The organism is Rhizobium atlanticum (assembly GCF_030182485.1).
In the GTDB taxonomy this organism is placed as follows: Bacteria; Pseudomonadota; Alphaproteobacteria; order Rhizobiales; family Rhizobiaceae; genus Rhizobium.
The window spans coordinates 80,517-104,098 of the sequence record NZ_JAQJCJ010000013.1; the positions used below are offsets into that span (position 1 = coordinate 80,517).

Consider the following 23,582-nt stretch of genomic DNA (forward strand, 5'->3'; position numbering starts at 1 on the left):
CGTATCCGATTCACGCCAAAAAAGACGATTCGGCGCTGGCAATGGGTTTCGGCCCCGCACGCTTGCGTTATCTCTAAATTAAAGTTCGGGGATATGACACCGTACCCGGCTTTGGTTCCCCAAAGGAGATCTCGCCTTGCACAATCAATCGTCAGTCGCGCCTTCCCCTAAAACCAATGCCTTCGACACCGAAGCAATCTTCCTGTCGGCCATCGGGAATTCCAAACGGCTTCACATTCTGCATCTGTTGAGCGAAGGAGAAATGTCCGTAACCGTCCTGGCTGACGAAGTGGGATTGAGCCAATCTTCGACGTCTCAGCATCTGGCAATTCTTCGAGACCAGGAACTCGTGCAAACACGAAGGGCTGCGCAGACGATCTACTATTCACTTCAATCTGACGGGGTCAGGGCAATGCTCGATACTCTCGCGGACATCTTCGGATCGCATCGCCGTACGGCGGCAGAACGTGCCCGAGCCGTCGGCACCTGACGCCAATGGCGGAACGCTGATCTTGCCGCTCATGATTGGTCTCCAATTCTGCTGACATGCCCTTCGACCGCATCGATCGCTGATGTACGTTTGATATACGCCTCCTAGACCACGGTGTGATTACGCCTCCATTGCGAATGGAGATAATGAACCACATCGGGAACGGAACGAACGGCCCGGCGCATGGAGGCGATCATGGACGTATATGAGGCAGTCACAAGCCGACGGTCGGTGCGCGGATTTAAAGACCAGCCTGTGGCGATGGAAATACTTGAGCGGGTGCTGGCTGCCGCGGCATGGTCCCCGTCAGGATCGAACATCCAGCCGTGGAATACCTACGTGATGACCGGCGCGCCGCTGGCCGAACTCAAGACATCAGCCGTCGAGCGCGTGGCGCATGGCGACGCCTGGGACAAGCGGCAGTATGAGATGTACCCCTCCGTGCTGAAGCCCCCCTACGGCGAGCGCCGCTCCGCCTTCGGCAAGGAACGCTACAGCGCGCTCGGCATTGCGCGCGAGGACTGGGAGGCACGCCAGCGGGCAGCAATCGCCAACTGGAACTGCTTCGGCGCGCCAGCCGCTCTGTTTTGCTACATCGACCGCGATCTTGGCCTACCTCAATGGGCCGACGTCGGCATGTATCTGCAGACCGTCATGTTGCTGCTTCGCGCCGAAGGACTGCACAGTTGCCCGCAGATGGCATGGTCGCAGGTTCGCGAGACGGTCGCCGAGGTACTGTCGCCGCCCGATGGGCTGATCCTCTTCTGCGGCATGTCGATCGGCTACGAAGACCCTGCGGTAAGTTACGCCCGTACGGGCCGCGCCCCACTGGCCGAGACGGTCACGTTTATCGGCGAATAGTTGCTTGAACCCAAAGGACAGAGACCCCGTCGAGAATTCCGCGTATGATATGTCCTTTATCATGCGGGATACTGGAGAACGCCATGACCACGCATAAAGTAGGCTATCTTATCGGCAGCCTCGCCAAGGGTTCGATCAACCGCAAGCTCGCCAAGGCGTTGGTGCGCGTCGCCCCGCCGGAACTTGAAATGTCAGAGATATCCTTCAAGGACCTGCCACTCTACAGTTACGATTACGACGCCGATTACCCTCCGGCCGGCAGGGCATTCAAGGCGGCGATCGCGGCCGTCGACGCCGTGCTGTTCGTGACGCCCGAATACAATCGATCCATCCCCGGCGGGCTGAAAAACGCAATCGACTGGGCGAGCCGCCCCTACGGCACCAACTCGTTCACACGCAAGCCGTCTGCGGTGATCGGCACCTCGCCGGGCGCGATAGGCACAGCCGTCGCCCAGCAGAATCTGCGCAGCGTGCTTAGTTTTTGCAACTCTCCGCAGATGAATGCTCCGGAAGCCTACATTCAATTCACTCCGGGGCTGATTACCGATGACGGCGAGGTCACGAACGAGAGCACCGCCGATTTCCTGCGCACGTTCATGGGGGACTTCCATGCCTTCGTCGCAAGGGTTCGCTCAGTGCTGCCGAAAGATGCCTAGAAAAGACAATGGTGCAGGTCCCCTCATGTGACAGCAGTGCGCTGGGAAAGCTTCAGACAACGCAGAGAATGAACGAGCGGAATTGGCGTCAATCCTGCCGGCCTTACACAATCCATTGTGTTAAACCCATCGACAGTCCGAAACGGGCGATCGGCAAATCCTTTCAGCACGCGTGGGTAGCATTGGCGTATTAAGCCTTCGGCAAGGCAGGTGGACTTGTTCACGTCGAGCAAAACAGCTGCGGACTTAGCCGGAATTGTTCTACAGCCGATTGGCGCGCAACAAGGTGGCTCGCGACAGATATCCCGCAAGCGACCCATCGGCTGACCTGACATGGAGACCCGGCATCTCGCCGGAGAGGATGAGCGCCAAGGCATCGTGAACCGTGGCGTCAGCGGCGATCTCGGCATCGCCGTTGGACGGTTCCGGCGCTGTCATGATCGTCGATACGGCAATCAAGCTCAGCCTCTTTATGGCTCGGTCAGGGCCAAGGAAGTTCTCGACGAAGTCGTTGACGGGATGCGCAAGAATTTCCTGCGGGCTATCATATTGCAGAAGGCGGCCATCCCGCATGATCGCAATGCGATCGCCCATCTTGATGGCCTCGTCGAGGTCATGCGTGACGATGACGACGGTCTTCTTCACCTTCCTCAGAATGTCGCGGAATTCGTCCTGAAGCCTAACGCGGGTGATCGGGTCGATCGCGCCGAACGGTTCGTCCATCAGCATGATTGCGGGGTCTGCTGCGAGCGCACGCGCGAAACCGACGCGCTGACGCTGCCCGCCCGACAATTCGTGCGGCAGGCGCTGCCGCATGACGGCCGGATCAAGACCGACGAGATCCAGGAGTTCGTCGACGCGGCGATCGCTGCGCGCCTTTTCCCAACCGAGAAGCCGCGGGACGGTCGCCACGTTGCGTGCGATCGACATATGCGGAAACAGACCGACCTGCTGGATGACATAGCCGATGCTGCGGCGGAGCTCCTTCTGATCGACCCGGGCTATATCTCTTCCGTCGACCAGCACGCGTCCCGTTGTCGGCGTCTCCAACTGATTGATCATCCGCATGGTCGTGGTCTTGCCGCAGCCAGAAGGACCAATCAGGGCAACCGTCGTGCCGGTCTCGATCAGCAGATCGAGATTGTCGACCGCATGCGGGCCACCTCCGTCGTATTTCTTGGTAACATGATCGAGATGAATCATCCTGATATCCGCTTTCGGCCGCTCAGCGCCGTTGAGTGAAGAGGCGCTCCAGGGCGCCGAAGGCCAATTCCGCAAAGATTGCGAGCAGGGCTATCGGCACCGCTCCGACGAGAAGGCGCGGCATGTTCATGATCGCAATGCCGGCATTGATGAAATCGCCAAGTCCGCCGCCGCCGATGAAGGAGGCTAGCGCCGCCCCACCGATGACCTGGATGGCGCTCGTCCTGACGCCCGACAGAATCGCGGGAACGGCCAGGGGAAGTTCGATCTCCCACAGCATCTGCCCTGCGCTCATGCCCATTCCATCCGCCGCATCGATCACCGAGGCGTCGATCTCGCGGATGCCGATGATCGTGTTCAACAATAGCGGCGGCACGGCCAGGACGATGAGGGCGATCACCGACGGCAGCAATCCGATGCCGAGAAAGGGCATCGTCGCCGACAGGATCGCAAGGCTGGGGATGGAGCGCAAGGCGCCGGCAATATTGACCACCGCAAAAGCGGCGCGCGGCGCCCGCGCGACGACAAATCCGAGCGGCACCGCAATGACGAAGGCGATGCCGAGCGATAGGACGCACATCAGCAGATGGCGATTGAACGCATTGAAGAAAGTGCCGGAATTGTTGAAGATCCAGCTGAATGCATCGATAACGATCATGCTACCTTCCCTCCGCTGCGCCTTCGCAGCAGCTTTTCGAGGGAGGCAAAACAGTAGTCGGCAAAGAGCGCCAGAAACGACGTCAGCAGCCCGCCTGCGATGATCTTTTCAGGAAAGCGCTGGTCGATGCCTTCGAAAATGATGACGCCGAGCCCGCCGGCATTGATATAGGCGGCAACAGTCGCAATGCCGATGACCGTCACCATGGCGATGCGGAGCCCGCCGACGATATAGGGCACTGCCAGCGGCAGTTCGACTTCCCAGATCCGCCGCGCCGTGCCGTAGCCCATGCCATCGGCGGCCTCCAATATGTCACGCGGAATAGCCTGAAATCCCATGCCGATATTGCGGATCAGGATCATCAGCGAATAGGCGGCAAGACCGGTTATGGCGGGTGCCGCACCGATGCCCATGATGGGAATGAGAAGCGCAAACAGCGCCAGGCTCGGCACCGCAAACAGGATACCAGTGAAGATGACGATCACGGCAAAGCTCCGCGGCCGCCTTGCAGCCCATATCCCGACGATCAGCGAGATCACCAGGGCAATGCCGACCGAGGAAAAAACAAGATTGAGGTGCTCCAACAGTGCTTCGAATAGCCGGTCGAGATGTTTAGGGACCCATTTCATCGTCGAGACCTCCGCATCGGGGCGCTCTTTCGCCTGTCTACCATGAGATCCCCAATCTGCGATCGGCGTCGTCTGCTCTCTGCGGCAGAATATCGTAGGTCGAGGGAACGACCGTTGAGAACCGCCTGAGGCCGTGCTGCACCAGAACCGCCGCTCCCTCAGCCGTTTTATGCAATGTCACGAGGCTTTGCTGCAACGCTGCGGCGATGTCCGACGGCAATGTCTGCGCGGCAACCAGCAGCGGCGCCGGAAGCGGATCGGTCGTCGCCACAATACGGAGACCATCGATCGCATCGGGTTCGTGCATCCGCAACAATTGGAAGGCGTAAGCGTCGATCGCACCCGCATCGATCCTGCCGTCCTTGAGGGCGGCGACGATGCCCGACGGGTTGAGCAGCGGTCCGACCGTCATGCTCTGCTTCATTTTCCCGGCAAACCGGTCGGCAAGGAAAGAACGCGCTGCGTGATAGCCCGATTGGGAATCGCGCACAGTCCAGCCCCAGCGTGCCGCTGCGAGATCCTCCACAGCGTTTACCGGCCCGGTGGAGGCGACGAGAATGTGGCTGGCATAGAGCGGCTGGTCCAAAGACCATGCCTCGCTCGAGACGGGTGCGGCAAGCACCGTCGGTCGCGCAGCCTCGGGCATGTGCGAAAACGGATAGCCGCACATGAAGACCGCTCCCATGTCCGGCCTCGCCCACAGCTCCGACAACGGTGCCGGTGCTGCGTGAGCGATGATCTCGAGTTCGATGCCGGACTGCAGACTGACCTGCGCAAACAGCGCATCCCACAGGCCGCGAATGCGCGGACTGAGATTATACATTCTCGAACAGGCGATCGGCTTGGACAACACCATGGCAATTATGCGAACCGCAGCCGTTGGCCGATGTTCATCTCTCTTGCCTTGTCGACCATGGCGGCGCCGAGCGCCACATCGGTGGTGCTGAGGCCGCGGTGCCAGAACAGGATAGTCTCCTCATCGCTCTCGCGGCCGGGCTTCCTGCCGCAAATGATCTGGCCGATTTCGGCGTGCAGGTTCTCGGCCGTCACCTTGCCCTCGTCGACGTGACGGCGAAGCGCCCCGAAAGGCTTGCCGGGGCCGCATTGTCCCCAATCGTCGACGACGACCTTGTCCATGATGTCCGTGAGATCGAATTCGAGTGCGCTCATCGTGCCATAGGGCACAACGAATGCTCCCTTCTTGACCCATTCGGTCTTGAACAGCGGCGCCGGTTCCGGCAGGCGGCTGGCCTCGACCATGATGTCGGCGTCCTTGAGGCAATCCTCCCAATTGTCGGTAACGACGATCTTCTTGCCGAGATCGGCCTCAAGACGCTTGGCGAAGGCATTGCGGCTTTCCGGGCGGCGCGAATGCACGCGGATTTCCTCGAAGTCGAAGAGATGGTCGAGAAGTCGGACATTCCAGTAAGAGGTTCCGCGCGCACCGATATGACCGAGCACCCTGCTGTCCTCGCGAGCGAGATATTTCGCGCCAAGAGCGGTGACGGCGCCGGTGCGCATGTCGGTGATGGCAGTCGCGTCGATGATGGCCTTCGGCACACCCGTATTCGGGTCGAACAGGTTGAGGACCGCAAGCTCCGAAGGCAGGTCCACCTTGTAGTTGTCGACGAAGTCGCCGACGACTTTGACGCCGGCATAATTCAGCGCTTTCACATAGCCGCGAAGCACATTGAAATGGCCTTTGCCGGAGCTCTCCGGCACAAGATGAACCCGCGGCTCGATGACGGTTTCACCCCTGCCCTGCGCATCCAGCGCCTTCGACACCGCATCGAGAATCTCGTCATTGGTCAGCCCCAGCGCCTTGGCATCGAGTGCGTTGAGATAATCGATCCAGATTTCCTGCATTTCCCGCTTCTCCACATTCCTACCCGCTGCCGACCGGACGGATTTTCGAACAAACCCTTGAAAGGATCGCCGCCCCAGACCGCGGCCGGATGGATATCCGGCCGCGGGGGCATGACAATCATTTCGGCAGCAGGCCGTTTTCCTTCAAGAAGTCGACCGCCACGTCCTTGGCTTCCTCGTGATCGGTCTCGACCTTGGCATTGAGGACCCGCATTTTCTCATTGTCGAGATGGGAGCCAACCGCTTCCAGCAGTTCGGCAACCTTCGGGTTGGCCTTGAGCACGTCCTGGCGGACAACGGGCGCCACGTAGTAGGGCGGAAACAGACCTTTGTCGTCTGCCAGCGGCACGAGGTTCTTCGAGCCGATCTGCCAGTCGGTCGCTGCACCGTTGGCAACGTCGATGTCCTTTTGTTCCAGCGCGTCGTAACGAAGACCAAGCTTGGCGAACTGCTTGAACTCCTTGAACTCGGCGTCGTAGACGCGCTTCAGACCGGGCAGGCCGTCGGCGCGATCCGGAAATTCAGCACCGCCGCCGAAGACCAGTGTCTTGGAGACCTTGGCGAGATCCGACAGGCTCTTCAGATTGTTGGCCTGCGCCGTTTCCTGCCGGACGACGATGACGTAGCCGTTGTTGATGCCGCTCGGCTTCAGCCATGTGAGGTTGAACTGCTTGGCGTAGAAGTCCTTGACCTGGGTGTAGACCTTGTCGGCATCGGTCGACATCTCGCCCTTGACGACGGACGCGAGCGCCGTCCCGGTATATTCCGGATAGAGATCGATCTCGCCGGCCACCAATGCCTGATGCGCAATCAGCGTGCCGCCGAGGTTGATCTTGCGCTCGACGGTGAAGCCGGCGTTTTCCAGAACGGCTGAATACATTTCAGCGAGGATGAACTGCTCGGTGAAATTCTTGCTGCCGACCTTGATGGTCTCTGCGGATGCAGACTGGAACATGGCGGCTGCCATGATGCCGGCTGCAAATATGCCCTTTGTCCAATTTTTCATAATCATTCCCTCTTGTTGACTTTTCAATGAACGAACCGGCGGCATTCCCCAGAATAACCGTCGGCATGACCGGTCGGCGCCCTGCCCTTCTTGGTGGGGCAGTGGCGAACCGGGCTTATGGCGGGTCAAGCCCGATCAATACGGCGATCGTCGCAAAATCCGGCCCCTGTGCACGGTCCTCTTCAAGCGCCGGGACGTGGCTGCGGACGAATGCATAGGCCTCAGCCGATCCCTTGCCCAATTCGCCTGAGACGCCGCGCAGCTCGACGGCCTGTGCCGAGGCAATCAGTTCGATGGCTACGAGATAACGCAGGCGTTCGACGATCGCTTGCGTCTTTGCCAAAACGCTCGGCGCCATCGACGCCTGATCTTCGACGCCATCCGCAACGGGAAAGGGCGAAAGCGAAACCGGCATGGCGAGATGACGGATTTCGGCTTCCATGGCCGAGACGGTCTTTTGCACGGTTGCAAAACCGGTCCGGCTCTGGCCCATCGGGGTCAGGAAGCGTGGGAGGTCGGACATGCCAGGCGACATGATCTTCATGATCCGATAGGCGGTGCCTGCCGCACAATGCGCCATCGCCTGCCCCAGCCGTTCCCAGGCGAGGACAAAAGCGGTCATGTCGAAATTGCCGTGTGCAAGAATGACGCCTTCTGAGGCGATGACGACAGGATTGTCGCTGGAGCTGACGAGATCTATCTCCGTCGCCTGCCTTGCCTCATCGATCGCATGCCTCAACGCACCCCAGACCTGCGGCGTGCAGCGGTAGCTCAATGGATCCTGGAGACGTCTTGCGGCATCGGCGGCGAGCAAGGAGCTTCCCGAAAGCAACTCCATCAGCTGAGCGGCGACGCGGCCCTGCCCGAAGGCCGGTCTCGCAGCCAGAGCGCGGTCGTCGAAGACGCTGACATTGGCCCTGAACGCTTCGAAATTAACGGCAATCGCCTTCAGAGACCAATCGAAAAGCCGCTCGATATCCTCAAGCGCCAAGCAGGCGAGGCCGATGGAGAGGCTGTTGGCCACGACAAGCGCATGCCCGTCCTTCGGCGCCAATTCGAGAGGTTTCAGGCCGGCCCTTTCCAGGGCGATGCCGGCCGGCAGCACTTCGCCGCCAAGCTCGATCTCGCCGAAGCCGAGAAGCGCCCGGCTCATATGGGCAAGCGGAGCCAAATCCGCAGCACCGATCGAGCCCAATGACGGGACGACAGGATGGACACCTGCATTGATGGCGGCGATCAGACCACGGAACACGTTCAGCGAAATGCCGGAACCGCCCGCCGCCATGCCGACTGCCCTGACGGCCATCATCGCCCGCACGGATTCCTGGGCAAGCGGCTTTCCGACGCCGACCGCGCGGGCTTGCGGCACACGCATCTGAAACGCCACCAGATCTTCCGTTGCAAGTCGTGTATCGACCCCCGCTCCCAGTCCCGTCGTCAGGCCGTAAACCGGCAGATCCCTCTCCGTATAGCGATCGACGACGGCGCGCGCCGCCATAATCCGGGCCTCGACCTCGGCGGAGATTTCGATCCTGGCGTGACGACGGGCAATTGCCGCGATGTCCTCGATCGTCGGCGGCGACGCGCTGAAGGTGATCGATGGAGAATGGGTGGCGCTCACTGCTTCTCTCCGAGAATGGCGACGGGCTTCGAAGGACCCTTGGTGGACCGTGCTTCCAGCCGATATTGCGCGCCGGGATAGTATAACAGCGCACAGGTCACGACGGCCTCGCCCGACCAGGTCCTTCGAAAGACGCGCAGGCAAGGGTGATCATTCTTCAGGCCAAGATATTTGCGGATCGTCGTGTCTGGCTTGACGGCCTGGACGATATGTTCGAACGCCGTTATCGGCGCCACCTTCGTCAGATATTCATTCGGCGTCATGCTGCTGAAATCGGTCGACAGATAGTCTGGCGCGACCAGCGGATTGACGTAGCGCTCCTCGACCTGAATCGGCTGGTCGTTTTCCAGGTGCACGATCAGCGAATGCATCACCTCAGCGCCGAGGGTCAGTTCGAGCGCGTCGGCAACGTTGGCATCCGCCTTCATCAAACCGGCCTGGACAACCGCCGCCTTGTGCATGTGACCCCGCTCCAGTATTTCGTCGGCTATGTTGCGGATTTGAAGCAGATCGACGTCAAGGTGCTTTGGCGACACGAAGGTTCCGATGCCGGCGGATCGCTTGAGGACACCCTCGAACATCAACTCCCGCAGCGCCCGGTTCGCCGTCATGCGGCTGACGCCGAATGCCGCCACCAGTTCGCTTTCGGAAGATACCCGGTCTCCCGGCTGCAGCTTGCCCTCGGCGATCTCGGCCAGGATCTGCTCCTTGATCCTGATATATTGGCGCGCCTCGCTGGCGGCCGGCTTGACCGCTTTCGTCATGACAGCCTCGCCATGCCATTGTCGAGGATAGTCACGCCCCGGGAAGCAACGATCCCCCGGAAGCGAATTTCAGCGTCGTTGCGCCACATCTGCAGGGTGATCGTTTCTCCGGGAAAGATCGGTGCGCTGAACCGCGCCGCGATCGCACTCAAACCGGTAGCCATCCCTGGATCGATCGCGGCGATGATGGCGTAGCCCGCATAACCGAAGCTGCATAGCCCATGCAGGATCGGCCGATCGAAGCCGCTGCTGCCCGCTGCCCGTGGGTCCACATGCAGCGGATTGCGATCGCCGTTCAGGCGATAAAGCAGCGCGGCGTTACCAGGGATGTCGACATTGAATTCGACGTCCGGCTCTCTGTCCGGGACTTTGGACAGAGGTTCAGGCGCCGATCCCGCCGAACCGCAGCCACCGTCGCCGCGGCAGGCGTTCGTCTGCACGATCCTCGCGATCGGCTCATCACCGTCCACGGTTACGATCATGCGCTCGAAGCTGACGAACATGCCTTTCTCAACGCCGCGATCGACCACTGACAAGACGCGCGACCGGGAGATCAGCGGCACATCGAGAGGGACCGGCCGGTGGATCGCCAGGCGATGTTCGGAATGCACCAGACGCGCCCAGTCGACACCCGTCTGCTGCATCCACGGGCCCGGATGCGCCACGATATTGGCAAGCGTCGGCGCAGTGACCAGATCGCGTTCGTAGACGTAGTTCAACGCGTTTTCGTCGAGCGGGTTGCTGCCGTAGCCGACCGACAGGGCGTAGAGGATGGCATCCCTTGCGGTGACCACATGCGTCGCTTGCGGCACCGGGAAATCGAGAATGGATTGGGCCGACAGCGTCACGATGCGGCTCCGCTGGATGCCACGGGTTTGCGAATGCCACCGGACAGGCGGATGCCGCCGTCGACGGAAAGCAATTCGCCAGTGACGAAGTCTGCCCCCTGAACAAGCCAGACAATCGCGCCGGCAACGTCTTCCGGTGTTGCGACCCGGCCGAGTGGCGCCGTTTCCGAAAATCGCTTGGCAATGGCGTCATAGGCATCCGGCCCGAGCGTATCGCGCATCCAACGCGTATCGATGATGCCGGGGCAAACCGCGTTCACCCGGATATCGGGACCGCAGGTGCGCGCCAGCGCCAGGGTCAGCGCATTGAGCGCGCCCTTGGAGGCCGTATAGGCAAGCGAACTGCCGCCGCCGGTAAAGGCAACGTTGGATGAGACATTGACGATCGCACCGCCGCCGCTGTCACGCATCGCAGGCACCGCCGCCCGGCACATCTGATAGACGCCGATGACATTGACGCCGAAAACACTCTGAAAATCCTCTGCCGACAATGTCTCGAGATCGAAAGGATCCGATTTGACCGTCGTTGCGGCATTGTTCACCAGGGCGTCGAGCCGCCCCCACCGTTTAACGGCCGTCGCAACCATTCGGCGGCAGGCCGCATCGTCGGCAACATCGGCCTGGACGATCTCGACCTGCGCGCCCAGGCTGCGGCAGATATCGGCCGTTTCATCGGCCTCTTTCTTGCTGCGGCTGTAATTGACCACCACCCGGGCACCGCCCTCGGCGAACTGCTTCACGCATGCGGCCCCGACGCCTGTTGCCGAGCCCGTGACGATGATGACGGCTCCATCGATTTTCATGGGGCAGAGTCCTTCATTGCATGGGTGGAAAACAGGCGCGCATCCATCTGTTTCAGCTGGTCCGACACCGCGACGCCCTTCGGCAGGCGGTCGAGAACGTGGGCGGCGAGATCTATGCCGGGGGCAAACTCCGTCAGCGTCAGGCAGCCGTCGATCACCCGAAAGACCGCCCGCTCGGTGACGACGAGCTGCGTCTGCCCTTCCGGCGCAAAGGCCGGGCTCGAACTGATCTGGTCGACATGGTCGACGATCTTGCAAACTCTGCCGTCCCGGATGATGTCGAGCCTGCTGTCGGCAACCGCAATTTCCGCGCCGCCAGCCGAAAACGCGCCGAGATAGACAACACGCCTCGCCGTCTGCGAGATGTTGGTGAAGCCACCGACCCCAACGATGGAATTGTTGAAGCGGCTGACATTGACCGCACCGTACCTATCCACCTCGGCCATGCCGAGAAAGGCGATATCGAGGCCGCCGCCGTCGTAAAAGTCGAACTGCGAAGCCTGCGGGACGATCGCGGTCGGATTGACGGCAGCGCCGAAGGATAGTTCCTCGGCCGGCACGCCACCGATGACGCCGGATTCGATCGTCACCGTATAATCGTCAAATCCCTCTTCGCTGGCGATACGGCCGATCCCGGCGGCAATGCCAATGCCGAGGTTGATCGTCGGGCGATGGAGCGGCGCCAGCTCCAGGAAGGCGCGGCGCTGAATAATCTTATCGGCCGACAGCGGCGCCGGCTGCAGACGGCTCGCCGCCATCCGGACGCGCCCGGTATAGGCGATATTGTCCGTCTCGGCGAAACTGACGCCGTGCTGGGCCGGATTTTCGCAGACGACAACATAATCGACCAGCGCCGCCGGGATGCGAACATCGCCCGGCGGCAGCGAGCCACGCTCCGCAATCCGCTTGACCTGCACGATGACGATACCGCCGGAATTTCGGCCTGCTTGTGCCATGGCAAGCACGTCGAGGGGAAAGGCTTCGTCCTCGAGGGTGATGTTGCCGTCTTCGTCGGCCGTCGTACCGCGCAAAAGCACGCAGTCGAGCGGCATCGAGGGATAGAGCAGCCATTCCTTGCCGCGCAACGACACACGCTCGACAAGCGCGCGCGGCGTCGTCGCATTCATACGGCCGCCGCCATGCAGCGGATCCATGAAAGAACCGAGCCCGATATGGGTGATCACCCCAGGCTGACCGGCGGCAATCGCTCGATAGAGCTGGGCGATAACGCCTTGCGGCCAGCAATGCGCTTCGATCTTTTCCTCGATCGCCAGCCTGCCAAGGCGCGGCGTTCCTCGCCAGCCCCCGGCGATCACGCAGGCGACGAGCCCTTCATAGCCAAAATGCCCCATGCCGCGCGTCTGACGATCGCCCGTGCTGGCAGCAAACAAGAGCGTGAGATTGCGGGGTTTTCCAGAGGCGACGAAACGCTCCTCCACCGCAGCCGTGATGGCCTCGGGGTGGCAGAATCCTCCAAAACCCGAAGCAGCGACCGTCATCCCGTCTTCGAGGAGATCCGCAGCCTGCTGTGAAGAGATGACCCGCATGACGATCTTTGTTTCCAACCGACCTGTATATACAGGCTAACGGCCGATCGTTTGGAAGGCAACCGGAATCTTTGCCGGTATTTTAGGCAGATCGCCTCGATCAGCCGATGTCAAGCAGCCCCATCAAGCAAAACCCAAGAGCCGCCAGAGCCAGAAGTGACAGCGCCGCCGCTGCAAGGACCCGGCCGCCGGCACGGGTGATGGATCTCACATTGACGGAGAGACCTAGCGCGGCCATGGCGGTGACGGTGAAGGCAGCGGAGACAGCCGACATCCCGGCCAGCAGCGGCGCCGGGATTGCGTCGAAGGAGCGAAGCGCCGCCATGGCTGCAAAGCCGAGGATGAACCATGGCACAAGATGGCGGAGATTGACTGCGGAGCCACCGGGACGGCGGCGATGAACTGCGCCGAGCACAAGAATGACGGGTCCGAGCATCATCACGCGGATCAGCTTGACGAGCGTGCCTACCTGGGTGCTGACGGCTCCGGCAGAGGCTGTGGCTGCCAACACCTGCGGCACGGCATAGGCTGTCAGCCCTGCGAAGACGCCATATTGTACGGCGCTGAGCCCCAGGACCAGATGCAGAAGCGGCAGCGCCAGCACCGCACCAACGCCGAGCAGCGCGGTAAAGGCTATCGAGGCAGCGATATCCTCCGGTTTCGCGCCGATGACAGGTGCTGCAGCGGCAATCGCTGAATTGCCGCAGATCGAGTTGCCGCAGGCAACCAAGGTCGCCAGGCCGGTCGACAGCCCCAATAGCCGCGCGAGCAGAAAGCTGCCGGCCAGGGACAGAGCAACCAGGACGGCAATTCCGCCGACAAGCGGCAATCCGGCCTGCCGGATGGCAGCCGTGCTGAGCGAGGCGCCCAGCAACACGACGGCAATCTCGAGCAGCGTCTTGGCGGCGAAGTTAATGCCTGGAGTGAAAGTCTGCGGAAGACGGATCGAGGAGCGCACGGCAATGCCGGTCAGAATGGCCAGCACGAGGCTCTCGATCCAGTGCGCGCCGAACATCATCATCTGCAACCGCTCGACTAACTGCGCAATGATCGCGACTGCCGCGCAAAAGAAAAGTCCCGGCAGGACAGCAGGAAGCGACGGGGAACGTGAGACGGAAACGAGCATGGGCAAGACCTTGCGGAATGCTTCACTGTCCCATACTCGATTGTCGCCTTCCATTGAATAGTTTAATATAGTTCATTCGGTGAAATCGAACGATTGCGTCATGACCTTCGAACAGCTCTCCATTTTCATAGCGGTTGCCGAACGCGAGCACCTGACCAACGGCGCCTCGGCGATCGGCCTCACGCCATCAGCCGTCAGTTCGGCCATCCGCAATCTCGAGGCATCCTATGGGGTCCAGCTTTTTCACCGTGTCGGACGGCGCATAGAGCTGACATATGAAGGGCGGGTGTTTCTGGGGGAGGCAAGAGCCACACTCGCGCGCGCAAGAGCCGCAGCGCTCGTCTTGTCCGATCTCGGCGGCCTGCAAAAGGGTGAGCTCGTTGTTTTTGCCAGTCAGACGATCGCGAGCTATTGGCTTCCAGCGATGCTGATGCGTTTCAAGACCCGCTATCCGGGCATCGACCTGAAGCTGGTGATCGGCAATACGACCACGGCGGCAAAAGCGGTTCTCGATGGATTGGCGGAAGTCGGTTTCGTCGAAGGCAGCGTTGATGAGCCGGCACTGAATGTTCAGCCGCTTGCCAAGGACGAACTCCTTGTCGTTGTCGGTCCGCGCCATCCCTGGGCGCGTGGCAAACCAATCGCCCCGGCGGAGCTGGTTTCGGGCACAAAATGGGTCATGCGGGAAAAGGGGTCCGGAACCCGGTCGGCTTTCGAGGCGGCGATTTCCAATCTTGGCATTGGCTCCGGAGATCTGACTGTCGCGCTTGAGCTCCCATCGAACGAAGCCGTCATATCGGCAGCAAGAGAAGGCCTCTGCGCAACGGTCGTTTCCGGAGCCGTGGCCGCGCCGCTCTTGACGCAAGGTCTGTTGGTAAAGGCGCGTTTTCCCTTGCCGTCCCGCCAGTTCGCAATCCTGCGGCACAAACAAAGACACTCCAGCCGTGCCTCGTTGGCGCTGGAAACGATTTGCCGCGAAGACAGAGCTGCCGAAGTCCAAAATCGGGATGACTGGGTCCTCTAACATGCGAGATGTTGGAGAATACCATCATCAGGCATAAGGTCGGTCTCGCCTGATAACCAAGGAAAAGGCTGCTGCCATGCGGCAGCAGCCTGTCCCGGTTCTTTCGAGCGGCGTCTCTAAGCGAAGGCGTAAGAGCCATCCGGCCGCTTCGGCACACGCCGCTGCCAGTGGATATAGCCTTCCTCCTCCATTGCCTTCTCGTCCATCTCGACGCCCCAGCCGGGCCGGTCGGGGCGCAGCTCGAGATAGCCGTTGTTCGGTAGATAGGGATCGACTACATAGCGGGTTTCCCCCTGCCGCTTCTCGATATCGAGGCCGCCGTAGACATAGGCTTGGCCCTTTGGCAGCCGGTATTCGAGGATGCGGAAGTTCTGGGCCGCGGCCGAAAAATGAACATTGACCGCCGTCGCCAGCGGTCCCATCGGGTTGTGCGGAGCGACACCGACGAAATAGGCTTCGGCAAGCGTGGCGATGCGGCGCATTTCGCTGATGCCGCCGACCACGCAGATGTCAGGCTGGATCAGGTCGGCGCCCTTGACCTGCAGCAGCCGCAGGAATTCGTTCCTGTTATAAAGCGACTCGCCGGTGGCCAGCACGCAGTTGAGGCCCTGTTTCAAATCGCCCCAGGCCTCGATATTCTCTGGACGCAGCGGCTCTTCGAAGAACAGCGGATCATAGGGCGCCAGTGCATTGCCGAGCTGCCTTGCGGCGATCGGTTCGAAAATCTTGGCATGAGCGTCGAACGCGATCTCATATTCGTCATTGACCGTCTCGCGAAGTGAGCGGAAATAATCGGCCGAGGCTTTCACGACATTCCCCCAACGATGGGAATGCATGTCGATACGCCAGGGGCTGAGTTTGAAGGCCGTGAACCCCCATTCCTCTTTCAGGCGATCGAACTCGTCGCGAGCAGCGGGCGCGTCGGGGGCGGTATAGACCCCGGCATAGACCTTGATGCGGTCGCGCACCTCGCCACCCAGCAGTTTGTATACGGGAACATTCGCGGCCTTGGCCGCCAGATCCCACAGGCAATGGTCGAGCGCGGAAATCGCGGCAAGGCCGAGTGCGCCCGGCGGGAAGCGGCTTTGCTGGATCAGCAGGTTGACGAGATAATCGACGCGTGTCGGATCCTGGCCGGAGAGAAAGCCATAGAGATAGTCGAGCAGCGGCGGCAGCGCCTTATCAGGACCGTGGTTGTAGCATTCGCCCCAGCCCGTCAACCCGTCGTCCGTGTCGAGTGCGACGATTACGCGGGGACGGTCCTTGTCGCGGGTCATGAACACCCGCATCCGGTCGATCTTCATCAGTCTGTCCTTCTAGCGATTGAAATAGCAGTAGCGCGCCACGCGTGTCTGCACGTAGACCTGCTCGTTATAGGTTTCTGGATTGTAGGAACCCGAGGTCTCCGGCACCGGCACGGAGACATTGCCGCCGCTCGGCCGACCGACATGCATGAGAAAAGTTCTGATGCCGGTGATCTTCATCGCTGCGAGCTCCCGTTCCTCAGACTGTCTGGAGCGACATAGCGGAAGCGCCGCGAATGATCGCGGTCCCGTGGATCGGGGCGCGGAATGGCTGATATGAGCGCTTGCGTGTAGGCGTGCTCGGGCGTGCGGCAAACCTTTTCCGCTTCGCCGATTTCGACGAGCTGGCCCTTGTACATGACGCCGACGCGGTCGCACATGTAGCGGATGACGCCGATGTCATGACTAATGAAGATATAGGCAAGCCCGAGCTGATCCTGCAGACGCATCAGCAGATCGAGCACCTGCGAGCGCACGGAGACGTCGAGCGCCGAGGTTGCCTCGTCGGCGACGATGACGCGGGGGTTGAGCGTAATAGCGCGGGCAATGCCGATGCGCTGGCGCTGGCCGCCGGAGAAGGCGTGCGGATACCGCTCGCGCGCCCTCGGATCAAGGCCGACCTGCTCCATCAGGTGGCAGACCCGCTCGTCCAGCGCCCGTCCCTTGGCGATGCCGTTGACCAGCAGCGGTTCGCCGATGATCTGGGAGACGGTCATTCGTGGATTGAGGGAGCCGAAGGGATCCTGGAACACCATGCGCAACTCGCGGCGCGCGGCGGCAAGGATCTGGCCTTTTGCCGTTGCAAGGTCAATGATGCTGCCATCAGCCCGGCGATAGAGGATTTCCCCGGCGGTTGGATCGAGCAGCCGCATAATCGAGCGACCCATGGTCGTCTTACCGGATCCGCTCTCCCCGACAATGCCAAGGGTTTCGCCCGGCAGCAGCGAAATGGAGACGTCGTCGAGTGCTTTTACCTCGCCGAAATCCATCGAAAGATTACGCAATTGCAGGATCGGCGCCGCCGTCCGATCGAGCGGCGCCCGCGCCAGGCGAATCTCGGCCTTCTGCTCAAGCTTCAGCACGGAGCCGATCAACATGCGGGTATAGTCGTCTTTCGGGGCGTGAAAGATCTGCTCGACCGGTGCATATTCCTTGGCAACGCCATTGTGCATCACAAGCACATCGTCGGCGATCTGCGCCACGACGCCCATATCATGCGTGATGAAGAGAACGGCCATGCCGTTGGCCTTCTGCAGCCGGGCGATCAGGTCGAGAATTTCGGCCTGCGTCGTCACGTCGAGGGCCGTGGTCGGCTCGTCGGCGATCAGCAGCTGCGGCTTGCAAGCGAGCGCCATGGCTATCATCGCGCGCTGGCGCATGCCGCCGGAATATTGGAAGGCATATCGATCCAGCGCTTTCTCAGGCGCGGGAATTTCAACCTGTTTGAGCAGCGATATGGCTTCCGCTCGCGCTTCGGCCTTGCTCATCCTGGTGTGAAGTCGAAGCGCCTCGATAATCTGGTTGCCGACAGTATGGATGGGCGACAGCGACGACATCGGCTCCTGGAAGATCATGGCGATATCGCGGCCGCGGATTGCGCGGATTTGGCGCCCGCGCGGATTGAGGCTGGTCAGATTGATCGAGCCGCCCTTCGGATGGTTCAGCGTGATCGAGCCGCCGGCGATGCGACCGGGCGCATCGACGATCTGCAGGATCGAGCGCGCCGTCACCGACTTTCCGGATCCGCTTTCACCGACCACGCAGAGCGTCTTGCCCGGCTCTATTGTAAAGGACAGGTCGTTGACGGCGCGAAAGACGCCGGTGCGCAGCGGGAACTCGACGGTGAGGTTCTTCACTTCGAGCAGCGGTCTGCCGGCAATGGGAACGATGTCGATCATGCCGGCCTCATTTGTTGTAGGGGTCGGCCGCGTCGCGCAGACCGTCGCCGAGGAGATTGAGCGCCATGACGGCGACCACGACGGCGCAGCCCGGCAGGAACAGCCAGGGCGCCGTGGCGATCGAACGAATGTTCTGGGCCTCGCGCAGCAGCACGCCCCAGGAAATGGTCGGCGGCTGCAGCCCGAGCCCCAGGAAGGAAAGAGAGGTTTCGGCCAGAATCATCGCCGGCACTGCGAGGGTAATCGACGCGATAATGTGGCTGGCAAAGCTCGGCAGCATGTGGCGAAAGATGATGCGGCCTTCGCGAACGCCATCCAGTCTGGCGGCAGCGACGAATTCCTCGGTGCGCAACGACAGGAAACGACCACGAACGACGCGGGCAAGCTGGGCCCAGCCGGTCAGCGACAGGATGATCGTGATCATCATATATTGCAGCGTCGCCGGCCAATCCTGCGGCAGCGCCGCAGCCATGGCAAGCCAGATCGGTATCGTCGGCAGCGACAGCACGAAATCGATCGCACGTTGCATGAAGAAATCGATGCGGCCACCGTAATATCCGGAGATACCGCCGATCACGATGCCGAGCATCAACGACAGGAAGACGCCGACGAGGCCGATCGACAGCGAAACCTGGGACCCCTGCACCGTCCGGCTGAAGACATCGCGCCCAAGACGATCGGCACCGAAGAGAAGCAGCGGCGTGGTCTTGTCCGGCGAGGCGATCAGATGGATGTTGGTGTTGAACAGACCGAACACGGAATATTCATAGCCGCGCCCGAAGAACTGGATGTCGATTCGCTTGGTCGTGTCTTCCTTGAAGATGGCGGCGAGCGTTTCCGGATCGCGGGTCAGCTTCATCGGATAATAATGCAGGCCGAAGGAAAACCCGTTCTCGGTATCGATCAGATGCACTTTCTGTGGCGGGTGAAAGGTCGCCCGCGCATTTTGCAAGTTGGGATCGTTGATGGCGAAGAAGCCCGGAACCAGGGCAACGATGTACATCAGCACGATAACGACGAGCGCCACCATGGCCAGTTTGTGGCGGCGAAAAGCCCACCAGATCAGCTGCCACTGCGATGCGACGGCGGCGCGGTCCGGCTGAATATTTGTGACGGCGATGTCGGCCATATCGGGCTCCTATTCCAACCGGATGCGGGGATCGACCAGCGCAAGCAGGATGTCGCTGATCAGAGAGCCTATCAGCGTCAGCGCGCAGATCAGCAGAACGAAGGCGCCCGCCAGATACATGTCCTGGGCCATCAGCGCCTGCAGCAGCAAGGGCGCCGCCGTCGGCAAATTGAGAACGATGGCGACGACAACCGACCCGGAGATGAGATTGGGCAGCAACCAGGCAATCGTCGAGATGAACGGGTTGAGGGCGATCATCAAAGGATATTTCATCAGCAGTCGGAACTCCGAGAGCCCCTTTGCCCGCGCCGTCGTCACGTAGGGCTTCGGCAGTTCGTCAAGCATGTTGGCGCGCATCACGCGGATGAGGCTCGCCGTCGAGGACACGGCAAGAATGATGACGGGAAGCCAGAGATGCGAGAAGAGATCGCCCATCTTTGCAAAACTCCAGGGCGCATTCTCATATTGCGGCGAAAACAATCCCCCGACGTCCTGGCCGAATTCGACCGCCGCGATATACATCAGCACTAGCGCCAGCAGGAAGGACGGAACGGCCAGGCCGAAGAAGGTGAAGGCGGTGAAGAAATAGTCCCCAATCGAATATTTGCGGACGGCGGAAAAGACGCCGATCGGCAGGGCGATTGCCCAGGTGGCGATCAATGTCGAAAGAGCGAGAACCAGGGTCAGCGCCATACGCTCCCAGATCAGGTCAGACACCGGCTGCTGCCATTCGAAGGAAATGCCGAAATCGCCGCGCGAGAGGATGCCCCAGATCCACTTGAAATATTGGATGAGCATCGGGTCATCGAGTCCGAAGCGTTCGCGCAATTGTGCCGCGGTGTTCTGATCGACGATTTCGTTGGAGGCCGCCAACGTCGCAATGTAGGTCGTGACGTAGTCACCCGGCGGCAGCTGGATCAGCACGAATGCGAGGAAGCTGACGGCAAAGAGCGATGGAATCATCCACAACAAACGTTTGGCGATAAAGACCAGCATGGGCGCCTCTTGCATTGAGTACCGCCCTCCGGGCCTTACCGGCTCTCATCGCTGGCAAGGCATCTCGGAAGGCGAACCGAAGAAAGCGCCGTACCGTCGGTACGGCGCTCGATCAAAATCAGCTCGTGAAGGTGAACTGCTGCGGCATCGCAGGTCCCGGATTGGGCCAGGACCAGCTATCCGGCTGCTTCTCGGGAACATTGCGCAGATTATTGCGGATGATGCCGAAGCCGCCGACGGCGAGGCAAAGTCCGACAGTCTCGAATTCCTCCGCCGCGATGTCGAAGATCTGCTTCATGATCGCGCCGCGCTTGTCGAGATCGGCCGTCGAACGCGCTTCGTCGAACAGCTTCATGCGCTTCTTTTGGCTTTCCGGCGGCTCCTCGCCACGCGCACCGTTGGATGTGTACCAGAGCGTCCACGGAATTGCGTAACGCGACCCCTGCGGATGGAAGGCGAAGAAATCACGCGGGTCGAGCATCGGATCGAGACCACCCGGCCCCGGCCACACCTGCGCATCATGGGCATTGTCGTCGCCGCGGGTATAATAGAGAGCCCGCTCGATCGTATTGACCTTCATATCGATGCCAATCTGCGACCAATGCGTCTTGACCAGCTCCAGGGCATCGACGAGATCGGGATAAAGCGTCGGAATGACGTCGACCGAGAAGAATACCTTCTGTCCGTCGGGCCGAAGGCGGAAACCGTCAGGTCCCTTTTTGTAGCCAGCCTGATCTAGCATCGCGCCGGCTTTATCGACGTCGTATTCGGTGAATTGCCGAGCGTATTTCTCGTGATACCAGGGATGGGTGGGACGCGGCCCCGCCTGATAAGGCTCGCTTTGGCCGAAATAGACGATGTCGATCAGTTCCTGGCGATTGATGCCGATCGAGAGCGCCTGCCGGAACGATTTGTCGGCAAACATCTTGCGCAGGGCAGGATCTTTATGGGTGATGTTGAAGTAGATCTGGCACTGCTGCGAGGCGGAAGGAACGAGCGTCAGCAGTCGATAATCGCCCTTCTGCATGTTCTGGGACAGCGTCGGCTTGTTCGCCAGCACGCTGATGTGACGTTCCTGGATATCGATCTTTCCGGAGATGACGTTCAGCATCAGCGATTCGACATCCTGCGAGATGCCGAAGTTGATCTCGTCGATGTAGGGAAGCTGGTTGCCTGCTGTATCGACCTGCCAGAAATAGGGGTTCCGGGCCATGACGACGCGCGTGGCGCCGCCGACATAGGGCTCCTTGACGACCCAGGGATCGAGCGTCGGCTTGTCGACATTGCCCCAGCGCGTCGGGATCTCGATATCGCCGCAGCGGCTGCGGAAGAGCTCCGTCCAGCTGGTAACGCCAGCCTTCTTCGCATCGGCCTCGATGTTGGGATTGTACTTCGGCAAGAACTGGCTGCAGTAATGCTTCGGGAAGAGCGTCGGATGCTGGCCGAGCGGCGTGGCGAGATTTTCGAGATAAAGCGCGTTCGGCGCCGCGAAGGTGAACTTCACCGTATAATCGTCGATCTTCTCGACAGTAACCGGCTTGCCGGCAACGGAGAGCTGCGACGGTGTCGCGCTGTAAAGTTCGGTGTTCTTGACGCAGTCTTCGATCGCAAAAACGATGTCGTCGGCTGTGAACGGTTGGCCGTCGGACCAGCGCACACCTTCGATCAGATGGAAGGTGAATTGCGTCGCGTCGTCGCTGACCTCCCAGCGCTCGGCAAGGTTCGGCTGCACGGCGGTGAACTCCAGATTCCAGCGCACGAGGCTCTGGTTGCCGACCATGCGCAGGATGCCGTTGTGGTCGGATGAGCCGCGCAGGCCGCGGCGCAGCGTGCCGCCATAGGTGCCGACCTTCTCGAACGGCGTGACGACCATCGGCTTCTTCGGCAGGCGCTCGGTAAGAGGCGGCAGTTTGCCGTCTTTGACCAGCTGAGCCAGCGCAGGCGCTTCGCCGCCAGCCGCGAAGGCGCGACCGGCGATGGACAATGCTGCAGCACCAGCCATGCCGCCGAGAACGGCGCGGCGGGTGACACCGCGAGACAGAAATTCATTGGGCATCGATTCCTCCCCTTTATGCCGGTACAGGCTATTCCCGGCTGGTGCGGCGGGCTCCCGACCGCCATTTTGCGCCCTCCTCGGCGCTAGGACGAAACCATAGACACGTTCTCAAATGATTACAAGAGTTGACAGATAATTACAGATTATATAGCGATGTAATATCGAACCAGGCGCCAAGCCATTGGAACTTCTACCGTGACTGGCAGATGAAGCTCAAGCTGTTAGATGCTGTAAACAGGTTTTATCACGGCCGGCGACGGGGCGACGCCATGCCGGCGCATGGTCTAGGAAGGCATATCCGGCTTCTATTCGCCGGAAGAGCCGATGGGGGTGAGTTTGCCACTTGGCGGGAGAGAAAAGAGCGATAATGTCGTTTGCAGTCGATGCCGTTTCGAACCGGGGCGCAACACGCTTCAGCGATATCATCTACGAGAAGATCGTGGAGATGATCGCGGACGGCCATTTTCCGGTTAACGAGCGGCTGCCGTCGGAAACAAGGCTAGCCGCCGATTTCGGCGCATCAAGACCCGTCGTGCGTGAAGCGCTCGAACGCCTGAGGGCCGATGGTCTCGTCGTTTCACGCAAGGGCTCCGGTTCCTATGTCCGGCAACGGCCGGATTCGTCGATGCTGAAAATGGTTCCGGTCGGCTCGCTCGCCGATGTCCAGCGGTTCTTCGAATTCCGCGCCGGCCTCGAGGCCGAAGCTGCAGAGCTTGCCGCGCGAAACTGGCAGCCGGCCGACAAGGAGCGGATCACCGAGGCGCTTCTTGCCATCGAGCAATGTCTGAAGAACGGCGAACTCGGCGCCGACGAAGACCAGGCCCTGCACGATGCGATTGCGATGGCGACGGGCAATCAGTTTCACATCACCGTGCGCGAATGGTTCAAGCCGCATTTCGCCATCGGCCATTCCGTAACGCGAAGCCTGAGCCTGAAACGGACCCCGGAGCAGATCCGCAGCGTCCAGGACGAGCATGCGGTGATCGTCGAGGCGATCTTCGCACGGCGGGAAACCGAAGCGCACGACGCGATGAAGAGACACATACTGAATGCGCGCGCCCGCATGTTCCAGGGGGTTTGAGCGACAATGGGAGGAA

23 protein-coding genes are annotated in these 23,582 nt (G+C 60.8%); 5 read left to right on the forward strand and 18 right to left on the reverse strand.

Annotated features, from left to right (window positions below):
- Positions 1-136: 136 nt before the first annotated feature.
- The 3 genes from PH551_RS19430 to PH551_RS19440 all read left to right on the forward strand — a co-directional run bounded on the left by PH551_RS19430 (position 137) and on the right by PH551_RS19440 (position 2,007).
- Positions 137-490, forward strand: a complete 354-nt coding sequence (locus PH551_RS19430) for an ArsR/SmtB family transcription factor (RefSeq protein WP_285194462.1) — start codon at positions 137-139, stop codon at positions 488-490.
- Positions 491-685: 195 nt separating this feature from the next.
- Complete coding sequence (locus PH551_RS19435; protein ID WP_085782051.1) at positions 686-1,351, forward strand: nitroreductase; 666 nt, start codon at positions 686-688, stop codon at positions 1,349-1,351.
- An 83-nt stretch (positions 1,352-1,434) separates the two neighbouring features.
- Positions 1,435-2,007 (forward strand): NADPH-dependent FMN reductase, encoded by a 573-nt coding sequence (locus PH551_RS19440; RefSeq protein ID WP_285194463.1) that lies wholly within the window; start codon positions 1,435-1,437, stop codon positions 2,005-2,007.
- Between the two features lie 261 nt (positions 2,008-2,268).
- Here the strand turns inward: PH551_RS19440 and PH551_RS19445 are convergent, their stop codons facing one another.
- The 12 genes from PH551_RS19445 to PH551_RS19500 form a co-directional block, all read right to left on the reverse strand.
- Complete coding sequence (locus tag PH551_RS19445; RefSeq protein WP_285194464.1) at positions 2,269-3,210, reverse strand: ABC transporter ATP-binding protein; 942 nt, start codon at positions 3,208-3,210, stop codon at positions 2,269-2,271.
- Between the two features lie 22 nt (positions 3,211-3,232).
- Entirely contained in the window at positions 3,233-3,868 is a 636-nt protein-coding gene (locus tag PH551_RS19450) for an ABC transporter permease (RefSeq protein WP_285194465.1), read from the reverse strand.
- Positions 3,865-4,497, reverse strand: coding sequence for an ABC transporter permease (locus PH551_RS19455; protein ID WP_285194466.1), 633 nt, complete (start codon positions 4,495-4,497; stop codon positions 3,865-3,867). The genes PH551_RS19450 and PH551_RS19455 overlap by 4 nt, the downstream gene beginning before the upstream one ends.
- Before the next feature lie 37 nt (positions 4,498-4,534).
- Positions 4,535-5,353 carry a phosphate/phosphite/phosphonate ABC transporter substrate-binding protein gene (locus PH551_RS19460; RefSeq protein ID WP_285194467.1) on the reverse strand — a complete coding sequence of 273 codons (819 nt, stop codon included), beginning with the start codon at positions 5,351-5,353 and terminating at the stop codon, positions 4,535-4,537.
- Positions 5,354-5,358: 5 nt separating this feature from the next.
- A complete protein-coding gene (locus PH551_RS19465; RefSeq protein ID WP_285194470.1) occupies positions 5,359-6,363 on the reverse strand; it encodes an ornithine cyclodeaminase family protein in 1,005 nt (334 codons plus the stop codon).
- A 118-nt stretch (positions 6,364-6,481) separates the two neighbouring features.
- A complete protein-coding gene (locus PH551_RS19470) occupies positions 6,482-7,414 on the reverse strand; it encodes a glycine betaine ABC transporter substrate-binding protein (RefSeq protein WP_285194471.1) in 933 nt (310 codons plus the stop codon).
- A 70-nt stretch (positions 7,415-7,484) separates the two neighbouring features.
- Positions 7,485-8,990, reverse strand: coding sequence for an HAL/PAL/TAL family ammonia-lyase (locus tag PH551_RS19475; protein ID WP_285194472.1), 1,506 nt, complete (start codon positions 8,988-8,990; stop codon positions 7,485-7,487).
- Positions 8,987-9,754 (reverse strand): histidine utilization transcriptional repressor HutC, encoded by a 768-nt coding sequence (gene hutC, locus PH551_RS19480; RefSeq protein ID WP_285194474.1) that lies wholly within the window; start codon positions 9,752-9,754, stop codon positions 8,987-8,989. The genes PH551_RS19475 and hutC overlap by 4 nt, the downstream gene beginning before the upstream one ends.
- Positions 9,751-10,602: a MaoC family dehydratase gene (locus tag PH551_RS19485; protein WP_285194476.1), complete on the reverse strand. Its 852-nt coding sequence runs from the start codon at positions 10,600-10,602 to the stop codon at positions 9,751-9,753. Before PH551_RS19485 ends, hutC begins: the two co-directional genes overlap by 4 nt.
- Entirely contained in the window at positions 10,599-11,405 is an 807-nt protein-coding gene (locus PH551_RS19490; protein WP_285194477.1) for an SDR family NAD(P)-dependent oxidoreductase, read from the reverse strand. Before PH551_RS19490 ends, PH551_RS19485 begins: the two co-directional genes overlap by 4 nt.
- Positions 11,402-12,952, reverse strand: coding sequence for an acyl CoA:acetate/3-ketoacid CoA transferase (locus PH551_RS19495; protein ID WP_285194478.1), 1,551 nt, complete (start codon positions 12,950-12,952; stop codon positions 11,402-11,404). Before PH551_RS19495 ends, PH551_RS19490 begins: the two co-directional genes overlap by 4 nt.
- Before the next feature lie 100 nt (positions 12,953-13,052).
- Positions 13,053-14,078, reverse strand: coding sequence for a YeiH family protein (locus PH551_RS19500; RefSeq protein WP_285194479.1), 1,026 nt, complete (start codon positions 14,076-14,078; stop codon positions 13,053-13,055).
- Positions 14,079-14,178: 100 nt separating this feature from the next.
- On the opposite strand from PH551_RS19500, the gene PH551_RS19505 reads away from it, so the two are divergent.
- The gene (locus PH551_RS19505; protein ID WP_285194480.1) at positions 14,179-15,102 is read left to right on the forward strand and encodes a LysR family transcriptional regulator; all 924 of its coding nucleotides are present in this window, start codon (positions 14,179-14,181) and stop codon (positions 15,100-15,102) included.
- Between the two features lie 116 nt (positions 15,103-15,218).
- On the opposite strand, the gene PH551_RS19510 is transcribed toward PH551_RS19505, so the two are convergent.
- The 6 genes from PH551_RS19510 to PH551_RS19535 form a co-directional block, all read right to left on the reverse strand.
- Positions 15,219-16,406: a galactarate dehydratase gene (locus tag PH551_RS19510; RefSeq protein WP_285194481.1), complete on the reverse strand. Its 1,188-nt coding sequence runs from the start codon at positions 16,404-16,406 to the stop codon at positions 15,219-15,221.
- A gap of 12 nt (positions 16,407-16,418) precedes the next feature.
- Entirely contained in the window at positions 16,419-16,586 is a 168-nt protein-coding gene (locus PH551_RS19515; protein WP_483315435.1) for a hypothetical protein, read from the reverse strand.
- Positions 16,583-18,304: an ABC transporter ATP-binding protein gene (locus tag PH551_RS19520; RefSeq protein WP_285194482.1), complete on the reverse strand. Its 1,722-nt coding sequence runs from the start codon at positions 18,302-18,304 to the stop codon at positions 16,583-16,585. Before PH551_RS19520 ends, PH551_RS19515 begins: the two co-directional genes overlap by 4 nt.
- Positions 18,305-18,311: 7 nt before the next feature.
- Positions 18,312-19,433: an ABC transporter permease gene (locus PH551_RS19525; RefSeq protein WP_285194483.1), complete on the reverse strand. Its 1,122-nt coding sequence runs from the start codon at positions 19,431-19,433 to the stop codon at positions 18,312-18,314.
- A gap of 9 nt (positions 19,434-19,442) precedes the next feature.
- A complete protein-coding gene (locus PH551_RS19530) occupies positions 19,443-20,429 on the reverse strand; it encodes an ABC transporter permease (protein WP_285194484.1) in 987 nt (328 codons plus the stop codon).
- 118 nt (positions 20,430-20,547) lie between these two features.
- On the reverse strand, positions 20,548-22,485 hold the full coding sequence (locus PH551_RS19535) for an ABC transporter substrate-binding protein (protein WP_085781655.1): 1,938 nt from the start codon (positions 22,483-22,485) through the stop codon (positions 20,548-20,550).
- Between the two features lie 367 nt (positions 22,486-22,852).
- Between PH551_RS19535 and PH551_RS19540 the strand changes: the two genes are divergently transcribed.
- Positions 22,853-23,566, forward strand: coding sequence for a FadR/GntR family transcriptional regulator (locus PH551_RS19540; protein ID WP_183698343.1), 714 nt, complete (start codon positions 22,853-22,855; stop codon positions 23,564-23,566).
- The last annotated feature ends 16 nt before the right edge of the window (positions 23,567-23,582 follow it).